The sequence below is a fragment of the Staphylococcus sp. GDY8P85P genome, assembly GCF_017892405.1.
In the GTDB taxonomy this organism is placed as follows: domain Bacteria; phylum Bacillota; class Bacilli; order Staphylococcales; family Staphylococcaceae; genus Staphylococcus; species Staphylococcus borealis.
Window position 1 is genome coordinate 13,607 of the sequence record NZ_JAESLA010000027.1, and the last position, 15,032, is coordinate 28,638.

The following is a 15,032-nucleotide window of genomic DNA, read 5'->3' on the forward strand; positions in this document are numbered from 1 at the left end:
TGTTGGGGCCCCGCCCGCAGGGATGACTAGAACTGAGAAAAGCTTGATTTAAGCGCCTTCTCAGTTCAGTCAGCTACTGCGGATTTGCTAATTAGCATGATTATATTATTTATGTCCCAGACTGATTTTAATTTATTTTTAATCATAACAGTGTTTATTATGAGGAGGTTGGTAAAAGGATGTTATTAGATGTCAAAAATTTATCATATAAAGCGGATAGACGTATGATACTTAAAAATATTAACTTTCAATTAGCTGAGGGAGAGGCAGTTGCCATTATTGGTCCTTCTGGTAGTGGTAAGAGCACATTTTTAAAGCAAATCAATAATTTAATTAGCCCGACGGATGGGGAACTCTATTTAAAAGGGAAGCCATTTAACGATTATCCTCCTGAAACATTACGAATGAAAATCAGTTATTTAATGCAACAGAGTCAGCTCTTTGGCGAAACCATTGGTGATAACATGTCATTTCCAGCGTTAGCGCGAGATGACCGCTTTGATAAAGACAAAGCAATGGATTTACTAAAGAAAGTGAATTTAGGTCAATATGATTTGAATTCTAAAATCGAACATCTTTCAGGCGGCGAGCGTCAGAGGATTACAATTGCCCGTCAACTCATGTACTGCCCAGATATATTATTATTAGATGAATCTACAAGTGCGCTCGATACACAAAATAAGCAGACCATTGAAAATATGATTTTCGACATGGTAAAAGAAGGTGTATCCGTGTTATGGATTACACATAGTGATGATCAAAGTATGAGACATTTCCATAGACGAATTACAATTAGCGATGGTGAAATCACGAAAGAGGAGGCTTTAAATCAGAATGAGTAATACAGCCCTTTGTTTAACTGCTTTGTTATTATTAATTCCCATCTTTATTTCATATAAAGAAGGATTACATATTATTAAAGATTTAGTTGTAGCTTCCATACGCGCAGTTGTACAGTTGATTATATTAGGATTTATCTTGCATTATATTTTCAAAATTGATCAAGCGTGGATATTAATGTTAGCGGTATTAGTGATTATTATTAATGCGTCATGGAATACGATTAATCGTGCTTCGCCAGTAATGCATCATGTCTTTTGGATTTCGTTTATCGCCATTTTTATTGGAACAGCGTTACCTTTAACGGCTACTGTGTTGGCAGGGGCTATCGATTTTAAAGCAAACGAAGTCATTCCAATTGGAGGCATGTTAGCGAATAATGGACTAATTGCGATTAATTTAGCGTATCAAAACTTAGACCGTGCCTTTGTGAAAGACATTACCGACATTGAATCTAAGCTTACATTAGCAGCGACACCTAAATTGGCATCTAAAGCATCGATTAGAGAGAGTATACGTCTTGCAATCGTACCTACAATAGACTCGGTTAAAACATACGGTCTCGTTTCGATCCCAGGTATGATGACAGGTTTAATTATTGGTGGCGTACCACCATTACAAGCGATTAAATTCCAATTACTTGTCGTGTTTATTCATACAACAGCGACAATCATGTCAGCCCTAATTGCAACTTATTTAAGCTATAATCAATTCTTTAACGTTCGTCATCAACTCGTTGCACGCAATAGCGCACTCAATGCACCTGATGATGAAGCATAGACGAAATGAGAAGTAAGGGCGTAGGACAGAATTTTATTTCAATTCGTTGTCCTACGCCCTTACTTTTTTAGATAATATTTAAGTGTCATCCACCAATAGTATATGGAAATGAACGCCTTGTTTAGATGGTAATAGTGTGATTGCGCCATGATGATAATTCACAGCATCTTTAATAATCGATAAACCAATACCGTGTTGTGCTTTATGCGCTTTCGATGTATACGACTGTTTAAATAATGTATCTATATTTGAATGTGGTATGCCTTGACCATCGTCAACGTAATCAATCATTAACTTATTTTCAATTTTAGAAAAAGTCATTTGAATGTTAGGATTGGTTTCATTATGATCAATACTATTGTTGATTAAATTAATTAATAGCCGCTCGAAATACAATTTATTACCATAAAATGTGGCGTTATCTTCTAAATAAAAGTGACATGTTATAGAATCGTAACCAATAATGTGTGTGATTCGATTGACCGTTGATTGAATTGGAAAATCTTCTTTATCTTGTTTTGTCTGGTTTGTTTCCATATCAAACGTTTGGTTCAAACTATCAATCAAATCACTCATAAATGTTGCTTTCTCCGAAATAAGTTGAACATAAGATTGCGTCTGTTTATCGGCCTGGATGAGCTTAGAATAACCATAAATAGTTGTTAGTGGCGATTTCAAATCATGAGAAATTTGGCTAATCCATTTTGATTTGTAATATGAAATTTGGTTATGATAAAACTTATCAGACAACATTTGTTCATTTAATTGTGACAAAGATGCATCCAATTCAGGATAAGTACGACGATTCTTAAATCGCTTTCGCTTCGACGTAGGCTGATGCAGTTTGCCTAACGATAAATTACCAATCCAGTCAATATAAAAAGATAACGGTCTTGTGAGTCGCTTCGAAATTAACATTGCCGTTAAAGCAATTAAGATGATGTTAACGATGATAAATGAGATGAACAGTAAAATATACGTGTTTTTACTATCATTGAATGCTTCGCCAAAATTATCATTCCATAATATCGTTCTTTGTCCTGGATTTCTTACAAAGTGAAGTTCATTGTTTGAAATCGAATAGTTGTAACGATTGAAATCAAGCGTAGCGATACTATCAAGCAATTGTGACGTCTTGATTTCATGACCATTTGTTATTTTAGGTTGTTCAATTTTATCTTTATAAATATAAACAAGGTAGGTTCCTTCTTTTGATATAACTGAATTCGCATTATTGATATTTTTTAACAATGTTGATTTTATGTTTGTATGACGCTTTGACTTAGGATAGAGAATGTCTCCATTTTTTCGAACAAAATATAAGTCAACATGACGCTTTTCGGCAAGTGATTTTAGATTATCATTGGGTGCTTGAGTGATGCCATACGTCTCTAAGTATGTAGATTCAATTTCATTAATATCCCAGTAAATATTAGGCAATACTTTAAAAAATAGTATGATAACTAAGATACACGTAATAGTAAAGTTTAGAAGGACAAATATCGTCATATACTTAAGAAATTTTAATGTGAATTTATTAATCATCGCGATCTTCCTTAAACATGTAACCTTTACTACGTACAGTTTTAATCATTTTAGGTGCATTCGGCGTGGTTTCAATCTTCTTCCGTAATGTTCTAATATGAACCATTAGAGTATTATCATCCACGCCGGTATCATATCCCCAGACTTTAGCATAGAGCTGATCTTTAGTCAGTACTTGGTTTTTATTTTTAATAAGATAGGTTAATAAATTATATTCACGATTTGTAAGGTTGATCGGTTTGTCATTAACAAATACTTCCATACTGTTGAAGTTGATGGCTAAATCTTTATAATGGTACGTTGATTGATCTGTATCGTTTAAATGTAAAGAAACTCTGTAGTACAACTCCATCGGATCAAATGGCTTTTTAATATAATCGACAGCCCCATGTTCAAACCCTTTATATACATCGATATTTGTTGTCTTCGCAGTCACTACGATAACGGCAGTATCCTTTAAATCAATATATTTAAGTAATTGATAACCGTCTTCAGATCTTAAGTTTAAATCCAATAATATAACCTGAAAGCTAAAATTCAATAGTTCGTATTTTGCATCTTCAATATTATCGACAGACTTGATACGTTGTATCCCTTTCGTACTTAAAGATAATGTCATTAATGCATTAATATCTTTATCATCTTCAATAATGAGTACGTCGTCGTTCATGAATACCACCTCATTGTCTATCTTATACAACTTTTTAACATTTAACTATTCTGATAATGATGATTTAAGGAAAAATTAAGATTAAACTAAGTAGCATTTAATTTGAAAATTTTAGTATATAAGTAAATCAATAAGCAAAGGAGCAAATGAAATGAAAGTCATTTCCAATGTGCTTGGGTTTATCATACTTATCCTTGTTTTATTTAATATACTCAGAGTTTTAACAAGCCTAGTTGAATCGTATTTTAATATGAATTTTGGTATTGATGGTGTACTACATAATCATTACGTCATTTATGGTGCGCTCGCATTACTTGCCATTTGTGCCTTTCTACAAGAACTTATCGAACATCGATACAACAATAATGAACAAACCTTTTAAAACATAGGGGAAGAAAAATACAATTGAATATTATATAATAGAACAGTTACGAAATTTGAAGAACAGTGCGTAACTGTTTTTTTATGTAGAAATAATGAAATGAAAGGAGAAAGAAATATGTCTGTCATGCGTATAGCGACATTTATCATTAGTGTGTTTATTGTGGGCATGGTTGAAATGATGGTCGCTGGAATTATGAATTTAATGAGCGATGACTTAGGTGTCTCAGAAGCGATTATCGGGCAACTGGTTACACTTTACGCATTAACCTTCGCCATATGTGGACCTATACTGGTTAAATTAACAAATCGATTTCCTGCACGTCCCGTTCTTTTGTGGACTTTAGTGGCCTTTGTCGTAGGGAATGGTATTATCGCCATTGCACCTAACTTTACGATTCTAGTCGTTGGACGAATATTATCTTCAGCTGCAGCATCTTTAATTATCGTTAAAGTCTTAGCATTAACGGCTATGCTGACAATACCTAAGAATAGAGGTAAGATGATTGGCGTAGTTTATACTGGATTTAGTGGAGCCAACGTCTTTGGTGTGCCAATTGGTACGATGATTGGTGACTGGGTTGGCTGGCGTTTTACGTTCGTATTTATTATTGTTATCAGTCTTATTGCCGGCTTATTAATGTTGAAATATCTTCCTACAACTACAGAACTTAATCAAGCCAATCGAATGTATAATAACGTTTCTGAAGATAATCAAGTCACATCTCATATTATTCGACCAATTGAAATCGTTAAGTTTCTAGCGATTACATTACTTATTTTAATTGCCAATTCAGTGACATTTGTATTTATCAATCCACTTATTTTGGAAAATGGTCATACCATGGGCTATGTATCATTAGCGCTACTCGTTAATGGTGTTGCCGGTGTTGTTGGTACATCAATGGGTGGTGTACTCGCTGATAAATTAACAAGTAAACGTTGGTTAATCATTGCGTTTACTGTGTTTATTGTAGTGATGCTTGCCATTAATTTAGTATTGTCAACAACGGTGTTATTACTCGTAGCGCTCTTTATTTGGAATATCGTACAATGGAGTACCAATCCAGCAATACAAAGTGGTATCATCGAACATGTTGAAGGTGACACAAGTCAAGTGATGAGTTGGAATATGTCTTGTCTCAATGCAGGTATTGGTATAGGTGGTATTATCGGTGGCCTTGTTGTATCAAATACGAATGTTGAAGCGGTCACATTTGTCAGTGCCTTTATTGGCTTACTGGGACTTATCATCGTGCTTACATTGAAAAATGTTCATTATGCCAAAAACTAAGCGTATCTTATGATTGAATAGGGAAGAGACTGAGACATAAATAATAAGATAATGCTACTTTGTGAATTCACAATAGCTGACTGAACTAAGAAGACATTTTAAGCAAGCTGGGAGTGGGACAACGAATTTATTAAGAATTCTGTCCCACTCCTTTTTTAATTATTGTATATGTGTGGTTCTGTGTGATCGATTGAATAGGGTGCGTAGGGCATGGTACCTGTTGTGGCATAATGAACGATGTCATTTATCATACGTTTGCTTAATTCAATATCAGAAGTGTGCAATTTGATGTTATGCGCCTTAAGTATAGCCATCTTACCAAACCAAAAGACGACATCTAAAATATGATAGGCACTTGCGAAATCAACATATTCAGGTCGAGCCCAATCAAATCGTAATAACCAACGATGCGGATTCTTACGCATTTGGTGTAACAAGTTAAGTGTCGGTTTTTTAAAATATAACGCTGTCACAACTTCAGCTTGTTGTTGACCCGTTTGAACATGATTAAAATCAACGTTGATATGATTCAGTTTCATCACATTCACAAAACGCTGTGGCTCAAGTTTACGTGATTCATTACGGATATAACAATCACCTTCATCCTTTGTATAGCCTAACACAACAGGTTTATTAAACTGAGCAAGTGGACGGCACATCGTTGTCTCGTTAATCGGTTGATATATTAATTCTAAGCCTTTGGATTTGCCACGTGCTTGTTCATCATATGCCATTAACTGTAGCAATGCGTGCGTGTCTAAATCGTATATGCTTTTTCCGGGAAAGTGCTGTTGAATTAAGGCATCGAAGTGTTTAGCTTTGTGCACACCTGTTTCTACGGAATCTAGCTGTAATACGCCACTTAATAACATGACTTGGTGGTAATAGTGATCCAGTTGCGGTTGCTGCATTAAAGCTTGAATACTCATACTGCCTGCGGATTGTCCGCATAATGTGACATTGTTAGGATCGCCATCAAAGTATTCAATAAAGTGTGCAACCCATTTTAATAACGCAATCTGATCAGATAGGCCGTTATTTTTATCATACTGCGGATTAAAATAAGACCAATCCAGAAAGCCTAATGCACCTAATCGATAGTTAAACGTAATTACAATGACATCATGTTGGGCAACAATATGTTCTGGCGTATATAATTCGGCCGAACCATGACCATTCACAAAGCCACCACCATAAAAATAAATGATAACAGGTTTCTTAGATTTACCAGACGATTGACGCCAAATATTTAAATATAAACAATCTTCATCCTGTTTGAACGTATGTTGCTTAGATGAAAAGAAAGTTTCTAACTTATTGTACGGTTGTGGTGGGATGGCTCTAAAGCGCGTTGCATCAACTAACGTATCATAGCTATATCGTGGGCTAGCATGTTTGAAACGGCGATTACCAATCGGCGGCTGTGCATAAGGAATACCTAGAAATTGTTCTATATTATGATGTGTTATCCCTTGAAAAGAACCAGCTGTTGTATTAATCGTTACCACTAAATCATCACCTACACTTATGAATTAATTTAACTATACCATGACGTAAGAATGTAAAAACAGATTGGGATAATGAAATTAAAATTTGTGCTATATCATATAAAAAAATCCTAAGTATGCGCACAGGCATACTTAGGATGGTCAGATTAATTATTCTGTTGTTCAGCTTCTTTTCTATCAGCTTCTTGTTGTTCAGCTTCCATTGTATCTTCTTTCATTTGTTTATTGATTTTCTTAGCGCGTTTATAATAAACACTCTTGAAGTGGCTTGTAATACCAATTCTATAAAAGACAAGTGCTAACACGATAATAACTAAGAAATCATAAGGATAATGAATAAAGTTCATACCTTTAAACTCTTTACTACCGATAAATGACATGCAAGCCAATAGGATTAAGTATACGATAATCCACATACTACCGCCGATTTGTTTTTTAGTGTTTTTCCAATTCATTTTATATTCATAGAAGAAATAAATTGGTAATCCTAAAATAATGATGAAAATAACTTCGGCAGTTGTTGGCCACATTGCCCAATAAATGGCTAATGACGCAAGTACAAAGGATAATGGTGCCATCACTTTTAACATAGCGCCTCGGAATGGACGATGCAATTTAGGTCCCATTTCACGTAATGACATGACGGTTGTTGGACCTGTTAAGTAAGCGACTAATGTTGCTGTTGAAATAACGGCAGCAAGTACGCCCCAATCACGGAATAATGTAACCATGACCATACTGATGATGGCATTAAATACGATAGCTACTCGTGGAATATTATACGTTGTGTTAATTTTACCTAAGAATTTAGGAATATGACCATTACGTTCCATCGCGTTTAATACACGACCAGTAATCGCAACGAATGATACGCCAGTTCCGAATGGTGACACAACTGCTTCGATGTAAAGCAAGATCGCTAACCAGTTAATGCCTAATAGGATTGCCATATCTGCGAATGGTGAATTGAAGTTAATACCACTCCAACCGTGTTCGCTAATCATTGATTGTGGCATTGATGTAATAAATGTGCTTTGTAGTATGATGTACAAAATGGCACTTAATGTTAAAGAAATGGCAATACCACGTGCAATATTCTTTTCAGGGTTCTTAATTTCTGATCCCATATTAATGATGGTTTGGAATGCATTAAATGAGAAGATAATCCCTGATGTTGTTGTTGCCGCAAAGATAGGCGCACTACCATACGGCATAAATTCGCCTATAGAAGAACCGTAATTGCTTGTGTCGAAACCTGAAAGCATTAACATAATAATTGTTAATAACGGTACACCTAATTTGAAGAACGAAATTAAACTTGTGAATGATGTTAATAATTTAACAGACCAATAGTTTAATAATGAAAAAATAATGATAATGACGTACACGGCGAATAAACCTGTCGTACTAATTGAGCCATTATGCATTAATGCAGAAGTTGGTTTCGCCCAATCCCATGGCCATGAACTGATATATTGAACAGCAGACACAGCTTCAATAGGAATGATTGTAACTAATGATACCCAGTTTGCCCATGCGGCAATAAAGCCTAGCAATGAGCCGTGTGAATATTGAGCATAGTTACTCATACCACCAGATTGAGGGAACATTGTTCCTATTTCGATATAGTTATAAGAAATCGTTCCTATAACGATAAACCCGATAATCCAAGATAATATGGCTGCAGGACCAGCTGCAGAAGAAGCTTCCCATGCACCAAATAACCAGCCTGAACCAATTAAACTTCCTAATCCTAACAAAACAAGTTGGACCAGATTGATTTTACCTTCGTTATTATTTTGTCCCATAAATACTCCTTTATGTTATTTTAATATTCATCAAAAATGATACGTTATAATTATACGCTTATCATTTCATTAGTCAATTTATGATTTTGTAAATTTACAAATGATTGTGTTATAAATAGTTATTGATTGACTTAAATAATATAATGATTGTATTGTTATCAAACTAACGATATGGGGTGACTAAAGTGTCAGAGAAACAATCCGATAAACAGGTGTTAGCTTTTCTTGAAAAGGAGAGTCAGTGGCAAGAAGCTTATCAATATTTAAGAAATTTAATCTTTAATGAGTCAGAATTAGAAGAAACATATAAATGGATGCATCCGACTTATACAATTAATGATAAAAATGTTATTACGATCCATGGTTTTAAGCATTATGTAGCCTTATTGTTTCATAAAGGTGCAATTTTAGAAGATAAATATAAATCGTTAATTCAGCAAACAGAGCGTGTTCAAGCAGCAAGACAATTACGTTTTGAAACATTAGATGAGATTAAACTGCGTCGAGACGAAATTTTATATTATATTGATGAAGCCATTAAAACAGAAAAAGCGGGCAAGAAAGTTGAAATGAAGAAGACAGAAGACTATGAAATGCCTGAAGAATTACAAGAAGCATTTAATGATGATCCAAAATTAGAAGAGGCATTTTATCAATTAACGCCTGGCAGACAACACCAGTACATGTATCACATTTCACAAGCGAAACGTAGCCAAACAAGACAAAATAGAGTTGAAAAGTATATCGACCATATTCTTGAAGGTAAAGGCATGTACGATAAATAAAAAGAGAATAAAAAAGATCGGGACATAATGTGTTTTAAGACTACCGTCAAACGACGTCTTAAAAGTAGGATTATCGGCAGACACACTCACGATTCGACAAAATTTGAAAAATTTTACTCGTCGTTCGGTTCTGCTCAAATCCTAAACACTTTTGTCCCGATTTCTCTTCAATTAGCCATTTAATTTAACTAAAATTTTAGCTTGTGATTTATCATTTACTAATTGTTCGAATCCAGATTGAACAATATGTTCTAATTCGATTTCATCTGTTACGACGCTCTTAACGTCTAAGCTTCCGTTCGCAATTAAATCAATTGTTTGTTGGAATGTCGTAGGTGAGTAAGCAATTGTAGATGTCAATTGAACACCTGAGTTAGTTAATAACATTGGGTCGAAATCAACTGCATGTGCAAAGATTGATACGATAACAACAGTACCTCTTGGACGTGTTACTTGAATTGATTGAGATAATGTTACACCAACACCAGCAACTTCAAATGTTACATCTACACCGTTGTCAGTATGTTCATTAATAAAGTCTACAGGATTTGTGTTACCAGAATTGACTACGTGAGTCGCACCGACTTCTTTCGCTTTCGCTAGGCGTTCTTCAGATAAATCAAATACAAAGATTTTACTTGCTCCAGCTGCTTTAGCCGCAACAATTGTTAATAAACCAATTGGGCCAGCGCCAAATACTGCAACTGTATCTCCAAATAATAATTTACCTTCTTTAACTGCTTGAACCGCAACGGCTGTTGGTTCAACTAATGCACCTTCTTTATCTGATACGCTTTCAGGTAATGCATAGACATTCTCTTCTGGTGCATTTGTAAATTCAGCAAAGCCACCGTCAGAACCTAAACCAATAAATGAATAGCCATCATATAAATCAACGCTTTCATCTTTCTCATGTTTAGATACAGTTGGGTTAACAACGACGCGATCGCCTTTTTTATATTTTGTAACGTCTTTACCAACTTCTTCAACAACGCCTGAGAACTCATGTCCTAAAGTAACAGGTGCTTTTTGTCCAAGTAGTGGATCAGGTTTATCTGTAGAGATGAAGACTGGTCCTTCTAAGTATTCATGTAAATCAGTTCCGCAAATGCCGGCCCATGATACTTTTACTTTTACTTCGTTGTCTTTTAATTGCTTAGGTTCACGATCTTCCACGCGAACATCTTTTTGACCATACCATACTGCTGCTTTCATTATTACAACATCCCTTCAATAAATACTTATTACACCTATAGACTAATACTATTGATATTAGAATGCAATTTTGAATCCAGCTTTAAATGATTTATTTGAATAAATATGACAATTTGATGAATTTTATTGTAGACAACTTTATTTTTAAATATTTTTTATCACAATCACGCTTGAATAAAACTTAAAAAATTGCAATTGTGAACATTTTTAATCATTTTATATAAAAAATGTTTCAAAAAATTATATAGGGTATATAAAAATTAAAGATGGAAAACGCTCGAATGATATTCCAATTGAATTTATTAAAATTTTATGAAGCAAAGGCCGTGTGGCTCTTGTTTAACTTATTACGTATTTGTTTAACAATGGGACTACTGGCCTTTTGTATTTTGAGCTTTTTTATCTTGCAACAATAGGGAGGAGCAATCTAATGACGCTAAGTATTAAGAACTTAACAAAGATTTATGCTGGCAATAAAAAAGCTGTAGATAATATTTCATTAGATATTGAATCAGGTGAATTTATTGCGTTTATTGGGACAAGTGGTAGTGGGAAAACGACTGCTTTACGAATGATCAATAGAATGATTGAAGCTACTGATGGGACAATTGAAATGAATGGCAAGAATGTTCGCAATATGAATCCAGTTGAATTACGTCGTAGCATTGGGTATGTGATTCAACAAATCGGATTGATGCCACATATGACTATACGAGAAAATATCGTGTTAGTACCAAAGTTGCTTAAATGGTCTAAAGAAAAGAAAGATGCTAAAGCGAAAGAGTTAATTAAACTTGTAGATTTACCTGAAGATTATTTAGATCGCTATCCATCTGAGTTATCAGGTGGTCAACAACAACGTATTGGTGTTGTGCGTGCATTAGCCGCTGAACAAGATATTATCTTAATGGACGAGCCTTTTGGTGCATTAGATCCGATTACTAGAGATACGTTACAAGATTTAGTTAAAGACCTTCAGAAAAAGTTAGGAAAAACATTTATCTTCGTTACACATGATATGGACGAAGCAATTAAACTTGCAGACCGAATTTGTATTATGTCTAAGGGGAAAGTTGTGCAGTACGATACACCAGATAATATTCTTAGAAATCCAGCAAATGATTTCGTAAAAGAATTTATTGGTCAAAATAGATTAATTCAAGATCGTCCAAATATGAGAACCGTTGAAGATGCAATGATTAAACCAGTCACTGTTAACGCAAATGACACATTGAATGACGCGGTCAATATTATGAGACAGAGACGTGTAGATACGATATTTGTTGTAAATAACCATCAGCATTTACTCGGATTTTTAGATATTGAAGATATCAATCAAGGCTTACGTCAACGCAAAGAATTAATCGATACAATGCAGCGTGATGTTTATAAAGTACATATTGATTCTAAATTACAAGACTCTGTACGTACGATACTTAAACGAAATGTAAGAAACGTACCGGTTGTAGATAATGATAATGCACTCATTGGTCTGATTACACGTGCAAATCTCGTTGACATTGTTTATGACTCTATTTGGGGTGAACAAGATGACGAGATGATTTTATCTGATACACATATGAATGCCGTTGAACGTGAAAATGAGTTAGGAAATATCAATAAAAAAGAACAAGCACAAGAAAGACCTCATGACGCGACGTCTAAACAGCAAGATGTCACAGACAGATTAAACACACATGATGTGAAGGATTCTGACCAATCAGGAGTTGATCGCTAATGCGCCAATTTTTCCAAGAATATGGAAGCCAACTCGTATCAAAAACGATTGAACACTTCTACATATCTATCATCGCGCTGTTAATTGCGATTGTAGTTGCGGTACCATTAGGCATTCTATTATCTAAGACTAAGCGTACTGCAAATGTAGTGTTAACGATTGCGGGTGTGCTTCAAACAATACCGACGTTAGCCGTATTAGCCATTATGATTCCAATCTTTGGTGTAGGTAAGACGCCAGCGATTGTCGCATTATTCATTTATGTATTATTACCCATTTTAAATAACACTGTCCTAGGTGTACAAAATATTGATAAGAATATCATACAAGCTGGAACAAGTATGGGTATGACGAAGATGCAGTTAATGAAAGATGTTGAATTACCTTTAGCCTTACCACTTATCATTAGTGGGATACGTTTATCTAGTGTTTACGTTATTAGTTGGGCAACATTAGCAAGTTATGTTGGTGCAGGTGGACTAGGTGATTTAGTCTTTAACGGCTTGAATTTATATCAACCGCCAATGATTATAAGTGCTGCTATTCTAGTAACATGTCTCGCATTACTTGTAGATTTCATACTTTCTTTAATTGAAAAGTGGGCCGTGCCTAAAGGGTTAAAAGTATCTAGATAAATACAAAGGGAGGATTTTAAAATTATGAAAAAGCTTAAATTGACTTTCATACTTCTTGCAATGTCTCTCATCGTATTATCTGGATGTAGCTTACCAGGATTAGGCGATGGTGACGGGAAAGATAGTGTGAAAATTACTGCCACAGAAACAAGTGAAACGAAAATTATGGCAAACATTGAAAAGTTAATGATAGAACATTATACAAACGGCAAAATTAAACCTACAATTGTTGGTAATTTAGGATCAAGTATTATTCAACATAATGCGTTACAACGTGGAGATGTGAATATGTCCTCAGTTCGATATACAGGGACTGAATTAACAAGTGTGCTGGATGCACCACCAACCAAAGATACGAAAAAAGCAATGTCAGAGTCACAAAGATTATTTAAAGAAAAATACAATCAAAAATATTATGACTCATTTGGATTTGAAAATACGTATGCATTTATGGTGACCAAAGACGTTGCTAAGAAATACAATTTAGAAAAAGTATCTGACTTGGAAAAATATAAAGATGACTTACGTCTAGGTATGGATACACAATGGATGAACCGTGCAGGTGATGGCTACCCAGCTTTCCAAAAGGAATATGGATTCAAATTTGCGAGTGCGCGTCCAATGCAAATTGGTTTAGTGTACGATGCGTTAAAAAATAAAAAATTAGACGTGGCAGTTGGTTATTCAACAGATGGACGTATTGCTGCGTATGATTTGAAAATTTTAAAAGACGATCGTAAATTCTTCCCACCTTATGATGGAAGTCCATTGACAACTGAAAAATTAATTAAAGATCATCCTGAAATTGATGAAGCATTGAAAAAATTACAGGGACAAATTAGTACGAAAGAAATGCAAAAACTAAATTATGAAGCGGATGGCAAAGGGAAAGAACCAGCCGTTATTGCAGAAGAATATGTGAAAAAACATAACTATTTTGAAGATGATAGTAAGAAAGGTGGTCAAAAATAATGAAAGGTAACTTGTTAAGCTCGCTTTATGAATATTATACCTTGAACTTTGGCTATCTCATGGAACTCTTTTTCAAGCATTTATTAATGTCTATTTATGGTGTTTTATTTGCTTGTATTATTGGTATTCCGATAGGGATTTTAATTTCAAGATATACGAAATTGTCATGGCCTATCATTACTATTGCGAATATTATTCAAACCGTACCAGCAATTGCAATGTTAGCAATACTCATGTTGGCGCTTGGATTAGGACCTAACACTGTAGTGTTTGCAGTATTCTTATATGCGTTACTTCCGATTATTAAGAATACGTACACTGGTATCACTGAAGTGGACTACAATATTAAAGATGCAGGTAAAGGCATGGGTATGACTAAAAATCAGGTTATGCGCATGATTGAGTTGCCATTGTCCTTATCCGTTATTATCGGCGGTATTCGTATTGCGCTAGTTGTAGCGATAGGTATTGTGGCCATTGGCTCATTTATTGGGGCATCAACATTAGGAGATATCATCATACGTGGTACAAACTCTACTGACGGTACTGTATATATCCTTGCAGGTGCCATTCCAATAGCATTAATCGCGATTATTATCGATTTAGGATTACGTTTCTTAGAAAAGAAACTTGATCCAACGACTAAAAATAAAAAACGCGAGAATCAAGTACAAAGTATCAATTAATGATGCTAACCACATACAGTAGTACTTTGATTTCAATCATTAGAAGTATTGACGTAAGTGTGTGTGAATACGGAATAAATGATTTCGCTATAGCAGTTTGCAATACACAAGAAGGGAGTGGAACAGAAATAAAATTTTTCAAAATTTATTTCGTTGTACCACCCCGGCAAGGTTG

14 protein-coding genes are annotated in these 15,032 nt (G+C 34.7%); 9 read left to right on the forward strand and 5 right to left on the reverse strand.

Annotated elements, in window-relative coordinates; genetic code table 11:
• Positions 1–179: 179 nt before the first annotated feature.
• Positions 180–842: an ABC transporter ATP-binding protein gene (locus KA828_RS06790; protein WP_210125850.1), complete on the forward strand. Its 663-nt coding sequence runs from the start codon at positions 180–182 to the stop codon at positions 840–842.
• A complete protein-coding gene (locus tag KA828_RS06795) occupies positions 835–1,620 on the forward strand; it encodes an ABC transporter permease (protein ID WP_075109010.1) in 786 nt (261 codons plus the stop codon). The genes KA828_RS06790 and KA828_RS06795 overlap by 8 nt, the downstream gene beginning before the upstream one ends.
• A 78-nt stretch (positions 1,621–1,698) precedes the next feature.
• Here KA828_RS06795 and KA828_RS06800 read toward each other — a convergent pair whose 3' ends face one another.
• Both KA828_RS06800 and KA828_RS06805 read right to left on the reverse strand, forming a co-directional pair.
• Entirely contained in the window at positions 1,699–3,165 is a 1,467-nt protein-coding gene (locus tag KA828_RS06800) for a sensor histidine kinase (protein ID WP_210125852.1), read from the reverse strand.
• The gene (locus tag KA828_RS06805; RefSeq protein WP_075109012.1) at positions 3,158–3,835 is read right to left on the reverse strand and encodes a response regulator transcription factor; all 678 of its coding nucleotides are present in this window, start codon (positions 3,833–3,835) and stop codon (positions 3,158–3,160) included. The genes KA828_RS06800 and KA828_RS06805 overlap by 8 nt, the downstream gene beginning before the upstream one ends.
• Positions 3,836–3,986: 151 nt before the next feature.
• Between KA828_RS06805 and KA828_RS06810 the strand changes: the two genes are divergently transcribed.
• Together KA828_RS06810 and KA828_RS06815 are read left to right on the forward strand one after the other, a co-directional pair.
• Positions 3,987–4,217, forward strand: a complete 231-nt coding sequence (locus KA828_RS06810) for a hypothetical protein (protein WP_053028748.1) — start codon at positions 3,987–3,989, stop codon at positions 4,215–4,217.
• Positions 4,218–4,334: 117 nt separating this feature from the next.
• The gene (locus KA828_RS06815; RefSeq protein WP_193838985.1) at positions 4,335–5,510 is read left to right on the forward strand and encodes an MFS transporter; all 1,176 of its coding nucleotides are present in this window, start codon (positions 4,335–4,337) and stop codon (positions 5,508–5,510) included.
• 155 nt (positions 5,511–5,665) lie between these two features.
• On the opposite strand, the gene KA828_RS06820 is transcribed toward KA828_RS06815, so the two are convergent.
• Together KA828_RS06820 and KA828_RS06825 are read right to left on the reverse strand one after the other, a co-directional pair.
• Positions 5,666–7,018: a carboxylesterase family protein gene (locus KA828_RS06820; protein WP_210125854.1), complete on the reverse strand. Its 1,353-nt coding sequence runs from the start codon at positions 7,016–7,018 to the stop codon at positions 5,666–5,668.
• Between the two features lie 146 nt (positions 7,019–7,164).
• Positions 7,165–8,826, reverse strand: a complete 1,662-nt coding sequence (locus tag KA828_RS06825) for an APC family permease (protein ID WP_070854694.1) — start codon at positions 8,824–8,826, stop codon at positions 7,165–7,167.
• A 185-nt stretch (positions 8,827–9,011) separates the two neighbouring features.
• Here KA828_RS06825 and KA828_RS06830 point away from each other — a divergent pair, with 185 nt between their 5' ends.
• Entirely contained in the window at positions 9,012–9,611 is a 600-nt protein-coding gene (locus KA828_RS06830) for a YdeI/OmpD-associated family protein (protein ID WP_210125856.1), read from the forward strand.
• 171 nt (positions 9,612–9,782) lie between these two features.
• Here the strand turns inward: KA828_RS06830 and KA828_RS06835 are convergent, their stop codons facing one another.
• Positions 9,783–10,826 carry a 2,3-butanediol dehydrogenase gene (locus KA828_RS06835; protein WP_053028744.1) on the reverse strand — a complete coding sequence of 348 codons (1,044 nt, stop codon included), beginning with the start codon at positions 10,824–10,826 and terminating at the stop codon, positions 9,783–9,785.
• A gap of 430 nt (positions 10,827–11,256) precedes the next feature.
• Between KA828_RS06835 and KA828_RS06840 the strand changes: the two genes are divergently transcribed.
• From KA828_RS06840 to KA828_RS06855, 4 genes are read left to right on the forward strand one after another with little or no spacing between them, the layout of a single operon-like run.
• Positions 11,257–12,564: a betaine/proline/choline family ABC transporter ATP-binding protein gene (locus tag KA828_RS06840; RefSeq protein WP_210125858.1), complete on the forward strand. Its 1,308-nt coding sequence runs from the start codon at positions 11,257–11,259 to the stop codon at positions 12,562–12,564.
• Positions 12,564–13,199: an ABC transporter permease gene (locus KA828_RS06845; RefSeq protein ID WP_037535693.1), complete on the forward strand. Its 636-nt coding sequence runs from the start codon at positions 12,564–12,566 to the stop codon at positions 13,197–13,199. Before KA828_RS06840 ends, KA828_RS06845 begins: the two co-directional genes overlap by 1 nt.
• A gap of 24 nt (positions 13,200–13,223) precedes the next feature.
• Positions 13,224–14,171, forward strand: a complete 948-nt coding sequence (locus KA828_RS06850; RefSeq protein WP_210125860.1) for an osmoprotectant ABC transporter substrate-binding protein — start codon at positions 13,224–13,226, stop codon at positions 14,169–14,171.
• Positions 14,171–14,857 (forward strand): ABC transporter permease, encoded by a 687-nt coding sequence (locus KA828_RS06855; protein ID WP_075109018.1) that lies wholly within the window; start codon positions 14,171–14,173, stop codon positions 14,855–14,857. The genes KA828_RS06850 and KA828_RS06855 overlap by 1 nt, the downstream gene beginning before the upstream one ends.
• The last annotated feature ends 175 nt before the right edge of the window (positions 14,858–15,032 follow it).